Source organism: Shinella sp. Sh6 (assembly GCF_055392685.1).
The window spans coordinates 3,495,778-3,512,677 of sequence record NZ_AP044005.1; the positions used below are offsets into that span (position 1 = coordinate 3,495,778).

The 16,900-nt window shown below is 66.4% G+C and carries 11 protein-coding genes; 6 read left to right on the plus strand and 5 right to left on the minus strand.

Translation table 11 applies throughout. The annotated features are described in order from the left end of the window. The first annotated feature begins 18 nt into the window (after nt 1–18). Nucleotides 19–714, plus strand: coding sequence for a phosphatase PAP2 family protein (locus ACZ5TO_RS16730; RefSeq protein WP_464798893.1), 696 nt, complete (start codon nt 19–21; stop codon nt 712–714). Between the two features lie 55 nt (nt 715–769). Here ACZ5TO_RS16730 and ACZ5TO_RS16735 read toward each other — a convergent pair whose 3' ends face one another. Beyond that, the gene (locus tag ACZ5TO_RS16735; protein ID WP_464798894.1) at nt 770–2,659 is read right to left on the minus strand and encodes an MFS transporter; all 1,890 of its coding nucleotides are present in this window, start codon (nt 2,657–2,659) and stop codon (nt 770–772) included. A gap of 86 nt (nt 2,660–2,745) precedes the next feature. On the opposite strand from ACZ5TO_RS16735, the gene ACZ5TO_RS16740 reads away from it, so the two are divergent. From ACZ5TO_RS16740 to ACZ5TO_RS16750, 3 genes are all read left to right on the plus strand, one after another. Continuing rightward, entirely contained in the window at nt 2,746–3,021 is a 276-nt protein-coding gene (locus tag ACZ5TO_RS16740; RefSeq protein ID WP_464798895.1) for a hypothetical protein, read from the plus strand. 113 nt (nt 3,022–3,134) lie between these two features. Continuing rightward, a complete protein-coding gene (locus ACZ5TO_RS16745) occupies nt 3,135–4,169 on the plus strand; it encodes an aspartate-semialdehyde dehydrogenase (RefSeq protein WP_184145666.1) in 1,035 nt (344 codons plus the stop codon). 185 nt (nt 4,170–4,354) lie between these two features. Continuing rightward, a complete protein-coding gene (locus ACZ5TO_RS16750) occupies nt 4,355–5,176 on the plus strand; it encodes a lytic murein transglycosylase (protein WP_184145665.1) in 822 nt (273 codons plus the stop codon). A gap of 63 nt (nt 5,177–5,239) precedes the next feature. Here ACZ5TO_RS16750 and ACZ5TO_RS16755 read toward each other — a convergent pair whose 3' ends face one another. Continuing rightward, on the minus strand, nt 5,240–5,884 hold the full coding sequence (locus tag ACZ5TO_RS16755; protein WP_184145664.1) for a carbonic anhydrase: 645 nt from the start codon (nt 5,882–5,884) through the stop codon (nt 5,240–5,242). Nucleotides 5,885–5,982: 98 nt separating this feature from the next. Further along, nucleotides 5,983–6,858 (minus strand): pyridoxal kinase PdxY, encoded by an 876-nt coding sequence (pdxY, locus tag ACZ5TO_RS16760; protein WP_464798896.1) that lies wholly within the window; start codon nt 6,856–6,858, stop codon nt 5,983–5,985. Nucleotides 6,859–7,131: 273 nt separating this feature from the next. Between pdxY and ACZ5TO_RS16765 the strand changes: the two genes are divergently transcribed. Further along, nucleotides 7,132–11,910: an NAD-glutamate dehydrogenase gene (locus tag ACZ5TO_RS16765; protein WP_464798897.1), complete on the plus strand. Its 4,779-nt coding sequence runs from the start codon at nt 7,132–7,134 to the stop codon at nt 11,908–11,910. An 82-nt stretch (nt 11,911–11,992) separates the two neighbouring features. Continuing rightward, a complete protein-coding gene (locus ACZ5TO_RS16770) occupies nt 11,993–13,378 on the plus strand; it encodes an MFS transporter (protein ID WP_464798898.1) in 1,386 nt (461 codons plus the stop codon). Nucleotides 13,379–13,430: 52 nt separating this feature from the next. Here the strand turns inward: ACZ5TO_RS16770 and purH are convergent, their stop codons facing one another. Beyond that, a complete protein-coding gene (purH, locus tag ACZ5TO_RS16775; protein WP_464798899.1) occupies nt 13,431–15,041 on the minus strand; it encodes a bifunctional phosphoribosylaminoimidazolecarboxamide formyltransferase/IMP cyclohydrolase in 1,611 nt (536 codons plus the stop codon). 101 nt (nt 15,042–15,142) lie between these two features. Then, the gene (locus ACZ5TO_RS16780; protein ID WP_464798900.1) at nt 15,143–16,825 is read right to left on the minus strand and encodes a heparinase II/III family protein; all 1,683 of its coding nucleotides are present in this window, start codon (nt 16,823–16,825) and stop codon (nt 15,143–15,145) included. Nucleotides 16,826–16,900: the final 75 nt, after the last annotated feature.

Genomic DNA, 16,900 nt, shown 5'->3' on the forward strand with positions numbered 1-16,900 from the left:
CCTTTTCAAGGAATGCCTATGAACCGATCGTTCGCGACCTCCTCGCTCTGGATCCTCGCCGCCACCGTCGTCCTCCTCGCGGCGCTCGTTCCCTTCGATCCCGCCATCTCCCGGCACGCCCAGGGTCTTCCCGGCGCCATCGTCGCCTTCAATGCGCATATCACCGATTTCGGCACCTTCCGCTGGATGATCTACGGCTCCGGCGTCCTCGTCATCCTCGCCTATGTCGTCCATCGGGCGCTCGGCAACGGAACGGCCGCCGGCCGGGCACGGTCCGTAACGCGCCTGTCGCTCTACTTCTTCCTCACCATCGGCGCGACGAGCGCACTCGTGCACCTCGCCAAGCTGATCGTCGGGCGCGCCCGGCCGGAGCTTTTCGCCGATCTCGGCGCCTACAGCCTGACGCCCTTTGCCTATGACAATCTCTATGCCAGCTTCCCCTCCGGCCATTCGGCGGCGGTGGGTGCCTTCTTCGGCGCCTTTTCCATGCTGGTTCCGCGGCTGCGCCCGCTCTTCCTTGCCGGCGCGCTGGCGATCGGCGTCTCGCGCGTCATCCTCGGCGCGCACTATCCGAGCGATGTCGCCGCCGGTCTATTGCTGGGCCTGTGGACGGCGATCGCCGTCGCCTTCCTCTTCGCCCGCCGGGACTGGCTCTTCCGCTTCGACGCGCGCGGCTGGCCGTTGCCGAAGGCGCTTTCCGGCAAGCCGAAATAAAACCGGCCCGCGTTAACGCGGGCCGGTTCGCCATGAACGGATCGGAAGGGGGAGATCAATCCATGGCGTGGATGTCGCGGTCCTTCGTTTCCGGCAGGAAGAGAAGGCCGATGACGAGCGTGATGCCTGCGAAGACGATCGGATACCACAGGCCGTAGTAGATATCGCCCTCCGCCGCGCTCATGGCGAAGGCCATGGCCGGAAGCAGGCCGCCGAACCAGCCGTTGCCGATATGATAGGGCAGCGACATGCCGGTGTAGCGGATGCGGGTCGGGAAGAGCTCGACCAGCAGTGCGGCGATGGGGCCGTAGACCATCGTGACGTAGATCACGAGGACCGTCAGCACGGCGATGATCGTGACCCAGTTCACGTTGGCGGGGTCGGCGACCATGGTGTAGGCACCGCCGCCGGCAATCGTGTAGACGGCCATGTCGGTGACGCCGTTGGCTTCGTCGGCCGTCAGCAGCTTGCCGGCGACGAGATCGGCGGCGGGCATGCTGGCCTTCTCGCCGGAGCGGATCGCGGCCGCATCCAGAGCGAGCTCCGGATTGGCGGCGACGAAGGCGTCGAGCTTGGAGTCCGGAACCTTCGCCGCGCCGCGGACCAGCGGATAGCCGGCGTCGTGGAGCGCGATGTTCGTCTGCTTCTGGAACGCCGCGTCGAGACCCTTGGCCTGGTCGCCGGCCGCGACGGCATCGTAGCTGGCGATCATCTTGTCGCCGATCTGGACCGTTGCGGGCGTGCCGGCCGCCGCCGTGGTGACGACGTCGTAGGGCACGGAGTTGCGGGTCAGGAACGAGGTCGCGATGTCGCAGGACGTCGTGAACTTCGCCGTGCCGGTCGGGTTGAACTGGAACTTGCAGTCGCCCGGTGCGGCGGTGACCGTCGCGCGGATCGTATCCTGCGCCTCGGCGAGCGCCGGGTTGCCGGCCCAGGTCAGGGCCTTGAACAGCGGGAAGTAGGTCAGCATGGCGAGCAGCAGGCCGGCCATGATGATCGGCTTGCGGCCGATCTTGTCCGACAGCCAGCCGAAGAAGACGAAGAAGCCGGTGCCGATCGCCAGCGAGATGGCGACCATGATGTTGGCCGACTGGCCGTCGACCTTCAGCACGCCCGTCAGGAAGAACAGCGCGTAGAACTGGCCGGCATACCAGACGACGGCCTGGCCGACGACGGCGCCGAAGAGCGCCAGAAGCGCGATCTTGGCATTGCGCCACTGGCCGAAGGCTTCCGTCAGCGGTGCCTTGGAGCCCTTGCCCTCTTCCTTCATCTTCTGGAAGGCGGGTGATTCGTTCATCTTCATGCGGATCCAGACGGACACGCCGAGCAGGACGACCGAGACGATGAACGGGATGCGCCAGCCCCAGGCGGCGAAGTCTTCCTTGCCGAGGGCGAACTGCACCGCCAGGATGACGAGAAGCGACAGGAACAGGCCGAGCGTCGCCGTGGTCTGGATCCAGGAGGTGAAGTAGCCGCGCCGGCCGTCCGGCGCATGCTCGGCGACGTAGGTCGCGGCACCGCCGTATTCACCGCCGAGCGCCAGGCCCTGCAGCATGCGCAGCGCGATCAGGATGATCGGCGCGGCGATGCCGATCGTGGCGGCACCGGGCAGGAGGCCGACGATGAAGGTCGACATGCCCATGATCAGGATGGTGATGAGGAAGGTGTACTTGCGCCCGACGAGGTCGCCGAGGCGACCGAACACCAGCGCGCCGAACGGGCGCACGAGGAAGCCGGCGGCGAAGGCGAGCAGCGCGAAGATGTTGCGCGTCGTTTCCGGATACTGGCTGAAGAAGGTGGCGCCGATATAGATCGCCAGCGAACCGTAAAGATAGAAATCGTACCACTCGAAGACGGTGCCGAGCGAGGAGGCGAAAATCACCTTCTTCTGCTCGCTCGTCATGGGCGCCGCCTTTGCGCTGCCCACGGTCGAAACATTTGCCATTTGATTGTCCTCCACAAAAACGGCGTGTCGGGCAGCCCCACGGAGAGGTCCGGAGTTTCTCCCGAAAACGCCGGACAGGGTGCGCCTTGGCGGAAGATGTCAGAATTCGCGCGGCGAAAGCAGCGCTGCTTTGGGCTTATGACTTTCGGCGTACGACTTTTGTCGCGGGCGGGTTTCCCCTCCACGCAAGGCTTGACTCTTCGGCAGATGAGCGTATTCAGCACGCACGCAAAGGAACCGCCATGTACCGCCTTGGGATCGCCATCGCCCGCATGATCGCTCCGGCCTTCAACGCCGGACGGGTTCGCCATTGCGTATCGATTTCCAAAACAACGGCCAAAACGACGACGAAAACCGTCTGACGTCTCTGGCCCACCGCTCTCTCCCCGGTATGGCCGGGGACCGAAACCCGCGCTTCGGCCGGCGGGTTTTACCTCCTGAACCCGCGGAGAGACAGAGAAAGAGAGCTTTAGACATGGGTTTCAAGATCGCAATCGCCGGCGCGACCGGCAATGTCGGCCGTGAAATGCTGAACATCCTGTCCGAACGCGGTTTCCCGGCCGACGAAGTCGTCGCGCTCGCCTCCAGCCGCTCCATCGGCACCGAGGTCTCCTTCGGCGACAAGACGCTGAAGGTGCAGAACCTCGAGAACTACGATTTCTCCGACACGGACATCTGCCTGATGTCGGCCGGCGGCTCGGTCTCGCAGAAGTATTCGCCGAAGATCGGCGCGCAGGGCTGCGTCGTCATCGACAACTCCTCGGCCTGGCGCTACGACGCCGAGGTGCCGCTGATCGTTCCGGAAGTGAACCCCGACGCCATCGCCGGCTTCACCAAGAAGAACATCATCGCCAATCCGAATTGCTCGACCGCCCAGCTCGTCGTCGCGCTGAAGCCGCTGCACGACCGCGCCACGATCAAGCGCATCGTGGTGTCGACCTACCAGTCGGTCTCCGGCGCCGGCAAGGACGGCATGGACGAGCTCTTCAACCAGACCCGCGCCGTCTTCGTCGCCGATCCGATCGAATCGAAGAAGTTCACCAAGCGCATCGCCTTCAACGTCATCCCGCACATCGACGTGTTCATGGAAGACGGCTACACGAAGGAAGAGTGGAAGGTGCTGGCCGAGACCAAGAAGATGCTCGACCCGAAGATCAAGGTGACCTGCACGGCCGTGCGCGTTCCGGTCTTCATCGGCCATTCCGAATCGGTCAACATCGAGTTCGAGAAGGAAATCACCGCCGACGAGGCCCGCGAGATCCTGCGCGAGGCGCCGGGCTGCCAGGTCATCGACAAGCAGGAGAACGGCGGCTACATCACGCCGTACGAATCGGCAGGCGAGGACGCCACCTACATCTCGCGCATCCGCGAGGACGCGACGGTCGAGAACGGCCTCAACATGTGGGTCGTTTCCGACAACCTGCGCAAGGGTGCCGCCCTCAACGCCGTCCAGATCGCGGAACTGCTTATCGCCCGCGGCCTGATCAAGGCGAAGAAGCAGGCCGCCTGATCCGGGGCGGGACGGAGAATTTCCACGCTTCCTCACAAATGTGGCAACGATCCGTTAATCGGTTTTAAATAAAAGTCCCGGTTGTTCCGTCAAAGGACAATCGGGACTTCGCTTTGCAGCGACGACGCAGGACAGGGAGCGCGGCAGCTCCCGCAGCGCAAAAGACAAGGATCACGGGGTTTTTCATGGGCATGGCAAAGAGCGTGGCCAAGGTGCTGGCCGTAATGATCGCCACGGCAGCGGTTCCGGCAACTGCCGAAGCTGCCAGGTGCGGCAACGACGCGGGCGGTTTTCCGGCCTGGGCCGAGGCATTCAAGGGCGAGGCGGCCGCCCGCGGCATCAGCCGCTCGACGCTGGACAAGGCCTTCTCCAATATCGGCTATGCGCGCGCGACGATCCGCGCCGACCGCGGCCAGAAGAGCTTCAAGCTCTCGCTCGACCAGTTCATGCAGAAGCGCGGCGGCCCGACGATCATTCGCCGCGGCAAGAGCCTGAAGCAGCAGAACGCCGCCCTCTTCGCCCGCATCGAGAGCCGCTACGGCGTTCCGGCCGGCCCGCTGCTCGCCATCTGGGGCATGGAGACCGGCTTCGGCGGCTTCCTCGGCAAGGAGCACACGCTCTCGGCCGTCGCCACGCTCGCCTATGACTGCCGCCGCTCCGACTACTTCACCGACCAGTTCTACGCGGCCCTGCAGCTCGTGCAGAAGGGCATTCTCAGCCCCACGGCCCGCGGCGCGGCCCATGGCGAAATCGGCCAGACCCAGTTCCTGCCGGTCAACGTGCTGAAATACGGCGCCGACGGCGACGGCAACGGCCATATCGACCTCGTCGGCTCGAAGGCCGACGCGCTCGCCTCGACGGCGAACTTCCTGCGCGGCCACGGCTGGAGCGCCGGTGCCGGCTACCAGCCGGGCGAGCCGAACTTCGCCGCCCTGCAGGGCTGGAATGCGGCCAGCGTCTACCAGCGCGCCATCGCCATCATCGGCGCGGAAATCGACGGCCGCTGACCGCCGAAGGCGGGCACGACCCTCTATCGAAGATGAGCCCGGCCGGGGAAACCAGGCCGGGTTTTACATTTCGTCCGGCCGCAGGAAATCGCCGGTCTTGGCGTCCATGATCCATAATTCGCCGCTGGAGATATCGAACCAGGCGCCGTGCAGTTGCAGGCGGCCCTTCTCCTCCAGAATGCGGACACAGGGGAACGTCCTGAGGTTGGAGAGCGAGTTGCGGATGGAAACGCGCTCCAGCGCGCGCTGGCGCTCCGCCTTGGTCAGGAGCTCGGCGCCCTGGATCTGCTCGGCGACGGGCTTCAGCATGCCCATCCACTGGCCGATGAAGTCGCCGGGTGAGAGCGGCTCGGCATCGGGGTCGAGCGCGGCGGAAATGCCGCCGCAGCGCCCGTGCCCCATCACCACGATGTCGCTGACCTTCAGCGACTGGACGGCGAATTCGAGGGCGGCGGAGGTGGCGTGAAACTGGCTGTCCGGCTCATAGGGCGGCACGAGGTTGGCGACGTTGCGCACGACGAAGAGCTCGCCCGGCCCGCAGTCGAAGATGGTCTCCGGCGCGGCGCGGGAATCGCAACAGGCGATCACCAGCGTCTTCGGTTTCTGGCCCGTCTCGGCCAGCGCCCGGTAGCGCGCCGATTGTTCGGCATAGCGGCCGGACATGAAGTTGCGGTAGCCATTCATGAGACGATCGGGAAAGCGGTTCATGGCGTCGGAATACTCCCGTGCGGACGATCCGCCGGACGAGGCTCCATCCGGCTTTCCGCATAAACCATTCCGGGCGGCACGGCGCAAGACCGGATCGTTCAGCGCCGGCGGATCTGGCCGGGATGCATCAGCCGGCGCATCTGCACCATGGCCATGGGCGTCGAAATGCTGGAGGCGTCCTGCTCCAGCGTCAGCTCGTCGGCGCCGCGCTTTGCCGTGCGTGCGACGATCTCGAAGACGCTGGCCGTCGCCGTCATCAATGCGCGTTCCTCCGGCAGGCCTTCCATCAGGCGGGAGAGGAAGATCGCCGAAAGCAGGTCCCCCGTGCCGTTCGGCGGGTTCGGCACGATGCGGTGCTCGGCGAGCAGCGCGCCGGTGCCGGAGAGATAAAGATTGCCCGTGCTGCCCGCCATCATCGGCAGGGCGGAGGTGACGAGCATGCGCGGCGGGCCGAACGACAGGGCCGCTTCCATGATCGCGGCATTGGTTTCCAGCGGCGCGCCGGCAAGCCATGCGAGTTCGAAGCGGTTGGGCGTCGCCACCGAGGCGAGCGGAATGAGGCTGTCGCGGATCGCCGCCGCCGTTTCCTCCGGCACGTAGAGGCCGCGGTCGTCGCCGCAGACGGGATCGCACATGTAGAGCAGGTCGGGATTGTCGGCCCGAAGGCTCTCCACCAGCCGGGCCACGGAACGCGCCTGCGCGGCGCTGCCGAGATAGCCGGAGAGCACGGCCTTCACCTCGCCGCGCCAGGGCGCGCGGATAAGGTCGGAGACGATCGCGTCGAAATCCTCGGCCGAGACCGGCACCCGCGTCGACCGGCCGTGGCCGGGATGCCAGGGCAGGATGACGGTCGGCAGCGCCCAGACCGGATGGCCGAGCGTTTCGAGCGCGAAGACGGCGGCGCGGTTGCCCACCGTGCCGCGCACCACATGGCTCGAAATCACGATGACCGTGCCCTTGTCGCTCTCGTTCATAGCCGGCTCCCTTTCCTGGCCGAGTGATCGCAAGGCGGCTCATTCCTGTCAACGCCCGCGGCATCGAACGCCCATCCCGACAAGTGCCTCCGAGAGGCTTCGGCCGGTTTCGGGCTGCTTTTCGACGAAAAAACAGGAAATTCACGACGAAACGACAGTAGAACTGACCTGTTTTGGACAAAATCGATTGAATTTTCTCGGAAAATCACAAATTTCGCTGCAGGTGTTTTTTCTTCTGCTAACGTCCCGGCATCGGATTCGAGGGAGAATTCCATGGGTGCCAGGACCAACGTGAAACGAGAAAAACACATCGAGGCCGCAAAGGCCGCAGCAGCCGCCCTCGGCGCAAGGACATTGAACCCGGACATTCTTTTCGGGCGGGCCAGCAAGGACGACATCGAGCACTATACCGGCGAGATGCTGGCCGCCGCCGCCGCCCATGCCATGGCCGAGATCGAGGCCTTCGACGGCAGCGAGCCGCGCGTCACCGTCACGACGCTGCCGGAGGTGGCGCCGCAGGGCCAGCCCGTCTCGATCCTTTCCGTCACCGACCGCAACCAGCCGTTCCTCTACGATTCGGTGATGGGCGAGGTGACGAGCACGCACCGCGACATCCACCTTGCCGTCCATCCGATCCTCGTGGTGGCGCCGGGCGAGGCGCCGAAGCTCTTCTCGCCGGACGAGGAGAGCGATCCCGCCCAGCGCATCAGCCATATCGAGATCCACCTGTCCGAGCTTTCGCCGGGCGAGGCCGCCTCGCTCGTCGAGCGCATGAAGACCGTGCTGGACCAGGTCCATCTCGCCGTCGACGACTGGCCCGCCATGCTGGAAAAGCTCGGCAGCACCATGGCCGACATGGAGCGCTACGCCAAGGACAAGCCCGGCAAGGGCGAGGCGCTCGCCTTCCTCGACTGGCTGCGCGGCAACAACTTCACCTTCCTCGGCATGCGGGAATACACTTATTCCGGCAAGGGCGAGGCCGCCACGGTGGAACGCGGCGGCGAGGGGCTCGGCATTCTCTCCGATCCGGACGTGCGCGTGCTGCGCCTCGGCAAGGACGCCGTGACGACGACGCCGGAAATCCTCGAATTCCTCGAAGGCCCGGATTTCCTCATCGTCACCAAGGCCAACGTGAAGTCCCTCGTGCACCGCCGGGCCTATATGGATTATGTCGGCCTGAAACGCTTCGACGAGAAGGGCAAGGTGGTGGGCGAGCTGCGCATCGTCGGCCTCTTCACTTCGACCGCCTATACGCATGCCGCCGGGCAGATCCCGCTCCTGCGCTCCAAGGTGGAGGCCGTCGTCGAGCATTTCGGCTACGACCCGAAGAGCCATTCCGGCAAGATGCTGATCAACACGCTGGAATCCTATCCGCGCGACGATCTCTTCCAGATCGACACCGGCCTGCTTTCCACCTTCTGCGAGCAGATCAACGAGCTCTCCGACCGGCCGCGTATCCGCGTGCTGCCGCGTATCGACCGCTTCGACCGCTTCGTCTCGGTCATCGTCTACGTGCCGCGCGAGCAGTACGATTCGGACGTGCGCGAGAAGATCGGCAATTTCCTGAAGTCGGCTTACGACGGCCGCGTCTCGGCCTATTACCCGGCCTTCCCGGAAGGCGGCCTTGCCCGTGTCCACTTCATCATCGGCCGATCCGGCGGCAAGACGCCGCGCATTCCGCAGGCAAAGCTCGAACAGGCCGTGCGCGAGATCGCGACGCGCTGGACCGACCGCTTCGAGGCGCTGTCCGATCCCGACGGCGTGCGGCTCGTCACCGACCGCGGCTACCAGGAGGACTTCACGCCCACCGAGGCCCATGCGGACCTTGCCCTCATCACCACGGCGACGGCGGAGAATCCGATCCGCATCGCCTTCTACCGCAAGGCCTGGAACACCGATCCGAGCACGGTCGAATTGAAGATATTCCATGCCGGCGAGCCGGTCTCGCTGTCGCGGCGCGTGCCGCTGCTGGAAAACCTCGGCTTCAACGTCGTCAGCGAGCAGACGCACGTCCTGATGCTCACCGATCCCGACGGCAGCGAGCGCCGCGTCATCCTGCACGACATGGAACTAAAGCAACGCGAGGGGCTGGAGATCAATCCCAAGCTGAGCCCGATGCTGGAGGAGGCGTTCCTTGCCGCCTGGCACGGCGAGGTGGACGACGACGCGCTGAACCGCCTCATCCTCGCCGCCGGCCTTTCGGCCCGTGAGATCATGGCGCTGCGCACCTATTCGCGCTACCTGCGCCAGACGGGCATCGCCTATTCGCAGGGTTATATCGCCGATACGCTGAACAAGTACCCGGCGATCGCCGCCGATCTCTTCCGCCTGTTCGACGCGCGGCTGGACCCGAAACTCTCCGAACGGCAGCGGGAGAAGAAATCCACCGAGCTCTCGGCCGCCATCGAGGAGGCGCTGACCAAGGTGCCGAGCCTCGACGAGGACCGGATCCTGCGCCGCTATGTCAACGCCATCGGCGCGACGCTGCGCACCAACTACTTCCAGCACGATGCCGACGGCAAGCCACGCAAGACGCTGGCGATCAAGCTCGATCCCAAGCAGCTCGAAGGCCTGCCCGAGCCGCGGCCCTTCCGCGAGATCTTCGTCTACGGCGCGGAGGTCGAGGGCGTGCACCTGCGCTTCGGCAAGGTCGCCCGCGGCGGCCTTCGCTGGTCCGACCGCGCGCAGGACTACCGCACCGAAGTGCTCGGCCTCGTCAAGGCGCAGCAGGTGAAAAACGCGGTCATCGTGCCGGTCGGCGCCAAGGGCGGCTTCTATCCCAAGCAGCTTCCCGCCGGCGGCAGCCGCGAGGCAGTCTTCAAGGCCGGCACCGAGGCCTACAAGACCTATATCCGCACCCTGCTTTCCGTCACCGACAATATCGTCGGCCAGGACGTCGTGCCGCCGGCCGATACGGTGCGGCTCGACGGCGACGATCCCTATTTCGTCGTCGCCGCCGACAAGGGCACGGCAACCTTCTCCGACACAGCGAACGGCCTTGCGCAGGAAGCCGGCTTCTGGCTCGACGACGCCTTCGCCTCGGGCGGCTCGGCCGGCTACGACCACAAGAAGATGGGCATCACCGCCCGCGGCGCCTGGGAAACCGTCAAGCGCCACTTCCGCGAGATGAACATCGACATCCAGAAGACGCCCTTCACCGTCGCCGGCGTCGGCGACATGTCGGGCGACGTCTTCGGCAACGGCATGCTGCTGTCGCGCAAGATCCGGCTGATCGCCGCCTTCGACCACCGCGACATCTTCATCGATCCCAACCCGGATATCGATACGTCCTTCGCCGAGCGCCGCCGCATGTTCAACCTGCCGCGCTCGAGCTGGCAGGACTACGACCGCTCGGTGCTCTCCAAGGGCGCGATGATCATCCCGCGCACGGAGAAATCCGTGACGCTGACACCGGAGGCGATGGCCGCCATCGGCATCGACAAGGCCAAGGCCACCCCCTTCGAAATCATGACGGCGATCCTGAAGGCGCCGGTCGATCTTCTCTGGTTCGGCGGCATCGGCACCTATATCCGCGGCCAGAACGAGACGGACGCGGAGGTGGGCGACCGCGCCAACGACCCGATCCGCATCGTCGCCGACGACGTGCGGGCCAAGGTGATCGGCGAAGGGGCCAACCTCGGCGTGACGCAGCGCGGCCGCATCGCCTTCGGCCTCAAGGGCGGGCGCTGCAACTCCGACGCCATCGACAATTCGGCCGGCGTGAATTCCTCGGACGTCGAGGTCAACATCAAGATCGCGCTCGCCTCGGCCATGCGCGACGAGCGGCTGACGCGCGCCAAGCGCAACGTGCTGCTCGCCTCGATGACGGACGAGGTGGGCCATCTCGTGCTGCGCAACAACTACCTGCAATCGCTGGCGATCTCGCTCACCGAAAAGCAGGGCGCGGCCAATCGCGCGCCGCTGACGCGCCTGATGGACCGGCTGGAGGCCGCCGGCCAGCTCAACCGCAAGGTCGAGACGCTGCCCGACGACCGCACGCTTGCCGAGCGCTACCAGGCCGGCAAGCCGCTGACCCGGCCGGAGATCGGCGTGCTGCTCTCCTATGCCAAGCTGGTGCTGTTCGACGAGCTGGTCCACACGAGCCTGCCGGACGAGCCCTATTTCGAGCCGACGCTGACCGGCTATTTCCCGGCCAAGATGCAGAAGGCCTATGCGGATGACATCCGCTCGCACCGCCTGCGCCGCGAGATCATCGCGACGATCCTCGCCAACGAGGTGATCAACCGCGGCGGGCCGGCCTTCGTCACCACGCTCACCGACGGCACCGGCTTCGGCCCGGCGGACGCCGTGAAGGCGGCCGTCATCGCCCGCGACGGCTACGGCCTGCAAGCGCTCTATGCCGGCGTCGATGCGCTGGACAACGTGGTGTCCGGCTCCGTGCAGAACGACCTCTACGAGGAGATCGGCCGCATCTACGCCGCCGTCACCGGCCTGCTTTTGACGACGGGCGCCGTGTCCGGCCCGATGAGCGAGGCGATCCACAAGCTGAGGCAGGCGCTGAAGCAGCTCCGCCCGAACCTTGCAACGCTGGTCTCGGAGGCCGCCGCCGACGAGACCCGCCGCAAGGCCCATGCCTATGAGGACGAGGGCGTGCCGACGGAGCTGGCGGAAGAGATCGCCACGCTCTCCATGCTGACCTTCGTGCCGGAGGTCATGCTGATCGCGAGCGCCACCGGCGACAGCCTCGGCAAGACGGCACAGACCTTCGCCGGCATCAGCGCCGCGCTGAACATCGGCCGGCTGCTGTCGTCCGCAAGCCGTATCCCGACGGGCGATCTCTACGAAGCGCTCGCCCTGCAGCGCAGCCTCACCGACATCGCCAATGCGCGCCGTGACCTCGCGACCGCCATCCTCACCCGCTACAAGGGTGACAAGGCGCCGCTTGCCGCCTGGCAGCAGGCGGAGAAGGGACGGCTCACGCGGGTGACGGCGAACCTCTCCGCGCTGACGGAAGGGGGCGAGGCGACCCTCGCCAAGGTCTCCGTCGCCGCCGGCATCCTCAGCGACCTTGCGCAGGAAAGGGCGAAATGACACAGTCCCGGCCGGCTGACGGGCGGAACGCTCCGTTAGCCGGCTGAGGACGGGCGCGATCGCCCTGTCGACGGGAGGGGCGATGACGGGTGTTTCGGAAGGCCGGGAGCCGCGCGCAAGCCGCCTCGGCATTGCAGGCTGGATGCTGTTCGACTGGGCGGCGCAGCCGTTCTTCACGGTCATCACCACCTTCATCTTCGGGCCCTATCTCGTCTCGCGGCTGGCGGCCGATCCCGCCGCCGGACAGGCCGCCTGGAGCTACACGCTCACCATCGCCGGCATCGTCATCGCGCTTCTTGCCCCGATCATGGGCTCCATCGCCGACGCCTCCGGCGCGCGAAAACCCTGGATCGCGGCTTTTGCCGTCATAAAGATCCTCTCGCTTCTCGCCCTCTGGAACGCCGCGCCCGGCAGCAGCCTCGTCTTCGCCATGGCGATGATCGTGCTGGCCACCGTGGCGGCGGAATTCTCCATCGTCTTCAACGATTCCATGATGCCGCGGCTCGTCAGCCCGGCCGAGACGGGACGCATCTCCAACATCGCCTGGGGCCTCGGCTATCTCGGCGGCATGATCGTGCTGATCGCGGTCGTGGCATTGCTGTCCGCCAACCCCGAAACCGGCAGGACGGCGATCGGCATTCCCCCGCTCTTCGGCCTCGATCCGGCGACGGGCGAGGATGCGCGCATCACCGGGCCGATCTCGGCCGTCTGGTATTTCGTCTTCATCCTGCCGATGTTCTTCTTCACGCCGGACCAGAGCCGCGGCCTGCCGATCGCTGCCGCCGTGCGCGCCGGTTTCACCGATCTTTCCGCAGCCCTCCGCGATCTCAGGAACAAGCCGGGCATCCTGCGCTTCCTCGTGGCGCGCATGATCTACCAGGACGGCGTCAACGGCCTTCTGGCGCTCGGCGGCACCTTCGCGGCCGGCATGTTCGCCTGGCAGACCTTCGAACTCGGCGTCTACGGTATCATCCTCAATGTCGTCGCCATCGGCGGCTGCCTCTATGCCAGCCGGCTGGACGCGCGCCTCGGCTCGAAGAGCGTGGTCGTCATCAGCCTCGTCTGCCTGACGGTCGCGACCGTCGGCATTGTCTCCACCGGCCCGGGCTTCACCCTGTTCGGGCTCATTCCCCTGCCGACGGCCGATTCCGGCGGGCTTTTCGGCACCGCCGCAGAAAAGGCCTATATCCTCTACGGCCTCCTTATCGGCCTCGCCTTCGGCCCCGTGCAGGCCTCCGCGCGCTCCTATCTCGCAAGAAGCGTCCATCCCGACGAGGCCGGCCGCTATTTCGGCCTCTATGCCCTTTCGGGCCGCGCGACGTCCTTCCTCGCCCCGCTCTCCGTCGCGCTCGTCACCAGCGCCACGGGCTCGGCGCGGCTCGGCATGATGGCGCTCGTCGTCTTCCTTCTCGCCGGCTTCCTGCTCCTCCTGCGCACACCCTATCCGGCCGCCAAGGTCGAGGCCTGAAACGCAAAACGCCCCGCAAGCGGGGCGCTTCGACACCGGCGAAGACTCCGGCTCAGTGGCGGAAATGGCGCATGCCGGTGAAGACCATGGCAACGCCCGCCTCATCGGCGGCGGCGATCACCTCCGCATCGCGCATCGAGCCGCCCGGCTGGATCACCGCCGTGGCGCCCGCGGCAATCGCCGAGAGGAGGCCATCGGCGAAGGGCAGGAAGGCTTCCGAGGCGACGGCGGAGCCGCGCGTCAGCGGCTCGGCAAGGCCCATGGCCTTGGCCGCCTCCTCGGCCTTCAGCCCGGCGATGCGGGCGGAATCGACGCGACTCATCTGGCCGGCGCCGATGCCCGCCGTCTGCCCGTCCTTGGCATAAACGACGGCATTCGACTTGACGTGCTTGGCGACCTTGAAGGCGAACTTCATGTCCTCAAGCTCCTGCGCCGTCGGCGCGCGCCTGGTGACGACCTTCAGCTCCAGGTCCTCGACCATGCCGTTGTCGCGGCCCTGCACGAGGAAGCCGCCGGAGACCGTCTTGGCGGAAAGGCCGGGCGTGCGCGGATCGGGCAGGGCGCCCGCGACGAGGAGACGCAGGTTCGGCTTGCCGGCGATGATCGCCCGGGCCTTCTCGTCCGCATCCGGCGCGATGATGACCTCGGTGAAGAGTTTGACGATCTCCTCCGCCGTCTCGCCGTCGAGCGTCGAGTTGAGCGCGATGATGCCGCCGAAGGCCGAGACCGGATCGCAGGCGAGCGCCCGGGCATAGGCCTCCTTCAGCGTCTTGCCGGTGGCGACGCCGCAAGGATTGGCATGCTTGATGATCGCGCAGGCCGGGCCGTTCTCCGGCAGGAACTCGGCGACCAGCTCGAAGGCGGCGTCCGTGTCGTTGATGTTGTTGTAGGAGAGCTGCTTGCCCTGCAACAGCGTTGCCGTGGCAACGCCCGGGCGGTTCTCGCCGGTGACGTAGAAGCCCGCCTTCTGGTGCGGGTTCTCGCCGTAGCGCATCTCTTCCTTCAGGACGCCGCCGAGGACCCGGTGGCGCGGCATGGAAATGTCGAGCGCTTCGGCGAACCAGTTGGAGATCGCCGCGTCATAGGCCGCCGTGCGGGCATAGGCCTTCGCCGCCATGCGCTGGCGGAAGGCATAGGAGGTCGAACCCTCGGCAAGCTCCTCGATGAGCGCGGCATAATCCGCCGGATCGGTGAGGATCGTCACATAGGCATGGTTCTTGGCCGCCGCGCGGATCATCGCCGGGCCGCCGATATCGATGTTCTCCACTGTCGTCGGATAGTCGCCGCCCTTGGCGCGCACTTCCTCGAAGGGATAGAGGTTGATGACGGCAAGGTCGATGGCGCCGATGCCGTGCGCCTTCATCGCCTCGACATGCTCGGCATCGTCGCGGATCGCCAGAAGCCCGCCATGCACGGAGGGATGCAGCGTCTTGACGCGCCCGTCCATGATCTCCGGAAAGCCCGTGACCTCGGAAACGTCCGTCACATCGAGGCCGGCGTCGCGAAGCGCCTTGTGCGTGCCGCCGGTCGACAGCAGCTTCACACCCTTTGCGGCGAGCGCCCGGGCGAGATCGACGATGCCCGCCTTGTCGGACACCGACAGCAGCGCGGTGCGCAGGGCAACGCGATCGGGGGCGGGGATTTTCTTGGAAATGACGGCCATGGGACGCTCCGTTCTGGTGCCCCGGGGAGGAGGGGCGGGATGGTCATGCGCCCCGTTATCACAGCCGCCGCCGCGAGAAAACCGCGAAGCGCCGGGAAATCTCAGCGCTGGCGCACCAGCGACCACTGAACCTCCGGCAGGGCGGCAAGCGGCATGGTGAGGGAGAGCTGGCGCGAGGCCCGGATGCCGGACGGATCGGCGAAGAAGACGTCCTCTTCCTCCTCCACCGGCACGTCGAGGCAGATGAGCGCCCAGACCTCGCCGTCCGGCGCCACCAGCCGCGTCTCGTTGTCCGAGGCGCGATAGAGCTGGATGGTCGGGTGGATATGGAAGCGTACGACCGCCGTTCCGGCGCCGGGCGGAGCCGAGGGATCGGCCGGTTTGAAGAAACGCTCCCGCCCGCGGATTTCCCGTCCCGAGGCAGCGATGAGGATATCTCGCTCGTAGAGGAGGCCGAACCGTTCGAGATAACCGTCATGCGTGGCGGTGATCCCGTCGGCGCCCGATTCCCGCTCGGTCCGCGCCACCTCCACCTTGCTGACGCCGCCGATGACGATCGGCCCGAGGAAACGGGAGGTCGAGATGCGCGAGGAGGAGCTATCGTTCAGCGTCGCGACGGAATGGGCGGCCGTGGTGCGCGACATCTGCCGCAGCGCCTCGCCGGCAAAGCGCGGCCGGCCGGAATTGACGATGAAGCGGTTGCGCCCGGAGGACATCTCGATGGAGAGCGTGCCGGCGGCGGCGGTCGCGGAAAGGTCGACGGATTTCGGCCGGCCGGTATCCATCAGCACGACCGTGTCCTTCACGGCGAGGCGGTCGTAATTGATCGACGGCAGGGCCTTGAACGGCGCCCCGCCGGTCTCGTCGTAGCGCAGCGCCGACATCAGCTCGTTCGCCAGCGTATAGGTCGCGCCGTTGAAGAGCGCGAGTTCCCCGCCCTGGTGGCGGAAGAACCGCAGCGCCGGATAGATCCGGTCGATGGAGGGGATGAGCTGCGCCGGCATGTCGTGGCCGAGATTGACATAGGTCTGGCGCAGCGGCAGCAGGTCGAGCAGGAGATCGAGCGCGGCGCGCGGATTGCGCGAACAATGGCCGCCGTCGGGCAATATCTGCCGGTCGAGCTCTTCATCAAGGTGGCGCGCGGCCCGCCGCATCCTGGAGCCGGACGCCGGCATGGCGATTGAGGCCATGGCGAGCGCGATGCGCACGCGCAGCCGCGGCTCCCCGTCGCGGGTCGTATCGGCCACATGGCGCAGGTACCGCACCTGGAAGGCGAGGCTCTTCAGGAAACGGCGGTAGAAGGGATAATCGGCATCCTTCAGCACGACGGGCGAGTGGGAAAGCCAGGCGATGATGCGCTGCGCCGCCACGTCCGGCCGCCAGGCGAGCCCGCCGATGACGCGGCCGTGGCTGTGCAGCCAGTCGTCGACGATGAAGCGGGCGGTATGCGCGGCCTTTTCCGGATCGACCAGCCGCAGGTGGCGCAGCCAGCCGAAGGAATGGAGACGCACGGCGAATTCCTCGGACGGAAGCTCCAGCGCGAAGGGCGATTCGCCGTCGCATTCGAGAACGCGGCCGGCGAGCGGAAAGCGGCCGCCGACAATTTCTTCGCCGGCAAAGGAATCGGCGGGATGCAGGTCCGTCGGCGCGACGACGAGGCGGTCCGGCGCGCCGCCGGAAAAGCGCAAGGCACTGATGCGGCCCACGGCGAGCCTTCGCGAGAACCGGCGCCAACCCTCACGCAGATACAGATAGAGAAGCCGCTGCCGATCGGAAAGCTGCATGGTTAACGAGTGCCTCCTTGCCTATAGGTAGGCCGAGGAGAGGAGCGGCGTCAATTCACCGCCTGCCGATGGACT

What these genes read in the sequence shown, in the direction of transcription:
- ACZ5TO_RS16770 (WP_464798898.1), top strand. Translation starts at nt 11,993, where the DNA reads ATGACGGGTGTTTCGGAAGGCCGGGAGCCGCGCGCAAGCCGCCTCGGC.
- ACZ5TO_RS16745 (WP_184145666.1), top strand. Translation starts at nt 3,135, where the DNA reads ATGGGTTTCAAGATCGCAATCGCCGGCGCGACCGGCAATGTCGGCCGT.
- purH (WP_464798899.1), bottom strand. Translation starts at nt 15,041, where the DNA reads ATGGCCGTCATTTCCAAGAAAATCCCCGCCCCCGATCGCGTTGCCCTG.
- ACZ5TO_RS16750 (WP_184145665.1), top strand. Translation starts at nt 4,355, where the DNA reads ATGGGCATGGCAAAGAGCGTGGCCAAGGTGCTGGCCGTAATGATCGCC.
- ACZ5TO_RS16765 (WP_464798897.1), top strand. Translation starts at nt 7,132, where the DNA reads ATGGGTGCCAGGACCAACGTGAAACGAGAAAAACACATCGAGGCCGCA.
- ACZ5TO_RS16780 (WP_464798900.1), bottom strand. Translation starts at nt 16,825, where the DNA reads ATGCAGCTTTCCGATCGGCAGCGGCTTCTCTATCTGTATCTGCGTGAG.
- ACZ5TO_RS16730 (WP_464798893.1), top strand. Translation starts at nt 19, where the DNA reads ATGAACCGATCGTTCGCGACCTCCTCGCTCTGGATCCTCGCCGCCACC.
- ACZ5TO_RS16755 (WP_184145664.1), bottom strand. Translation starts at nt 5,884, where the DNA reads ATGAACCGCTTTCCCGATCGTCTCATGAATGGCTACCGCAACTTCATG.
- pdxY (WP_464798896.1), bottom strand. Translation starts at nt 6,858, where the DNA reads ATGAACGAGAGCGACAAGGGCACGGTCATCGTGATTTCGAGCCATGTG.
- ACZ5TO_RS16735 (WP_464798894.1), bottom strand. Translation starts at nt 2,659, where the DNA reads ATGGCAAATGTTTCGACCGTGGGCAGCGCAAAGGCGGCGCCCATGACG.